The 1,023-nt window shown below is 73.2% G+C and carries 2 protein-coding genes; one reads left to right on the top strand and one right to left on the bottom strand.

All coding sequences use genetic code 11. The annotated features are described in order from the left end of the window. The first annotated feature begins 182 nt into the window (after nt 1–182). A complete protein-coding gene (aztA, locus tag BACI9J_RS23355; RefSeq protein WP_236558898.1) occupies nt 183–827 on the top strand; it encodes a zinc ABC transporter ATP-binding protein AztA in 645 nt (214 codons plus the stop codon). 110 nt (nt 828–937) lie between these two features. On the opposite strand, the gene BACI9J_RS24820 is transcribed toward aztA, so the two are convergent. Then, nucleotides 938–1,023, bottom strand: an 86-nt coding sequence (locus tag BACI9J_RS24820) for a DALR anticodon-binding domain-containing protein (protein ID WP_159736718.1), incomplete at its 5' end; no start/stop codon positions are given.

Raw genomic sequence — 1,023 nt, forward strand, 5'->3', positions numbered from 1 at the left:
CTCGCGCAGGAACGCCATGCCGCGCACCAGCACCCACGTGCCGACGACGGCGCACAGGACCGCCGCCAGGGAGCCGCCGACCAGGGCGCGCACCATGAAGTCGACGGAGAACGGATCGGTCAGCCAGGTCACGGTCCGAGACGCTACATGAAAACGAGTATCGATACTGATAGCGTGCTCAGGTGCCTGCGACCGAGCCGACCGACCCCGCCGATCCCCGATCTGCCGTCCACCTGGACCGGGTGACGGCCGTCCTCGGCGACCGGACCGTCCTCGACGGTGTGGACGCGGTCTTCCCCGCCGGGGTCGTCACCGCGCTCACCGGGCCGAACGGATCCGGCAAGTCGACGCTGCTCGACGTGGTCGCGGACGTCGTGCGGCCGACCGCCGGGCGGGTGACGGGCCTCCCGTCCGACGGTGTCGCCTACGTGACCCAGTCCGTGCCGCCGACCACGCTCCCGCTCACCGTCCGCGCGGCCGTCACGATGGGGCGGTGGCGGCACCGCGCGTGGTGGCGGCCGCTCGGACGCGCTGACCGAGCGGTCGTCGACGCGCAGCTCGAGCGGATGGCGATCACGGACCTTGCCGATCGGCCGATCGAGGAGCTCTCCGGCGGGCAGCGGCAGCGCACGCTCGTCGCGCTCGGGCTGGCCCAGCGGGCGGGGGTGCTGCTGGTCGACGAACCGACCGCCGGGGTCGATGCTGAGTCGGCGGCGCTCGTGGTGGCGGCGCTCGCCGACGAGGCCGCAGCCGGTGTCGTGGTCGTGCACGCGGCCCACGACCCCGCGGCGATCGCCGCAGCCGACCGCATCGTCACGCTGACCTGACCCTGCCCGTGGGGCGTGCCGATTTCGCAAAACACCGGTGTTCGCGCTCGACACCCCGGGATGCGGGTGTTCGGTGCGCGAACACCGGTGTCTTGCGGAGAGGGCGACCGCTACATGCGGGACGGAGCCGACACGCCGAGCCGGCCGAGGCCGTTCCGGACGACCTGGCCGGTGGCGTCGTTCAGCCACAGGCGCG

Source organism: Arthrobacter sp. 9V (assembly GCF_902506065.1).
Taxonomy (GTDB): Bacteria; Actinomycetota; Actinomycetes; order Actinomycetales; family Micrococcaceae; genus Arthrobacter.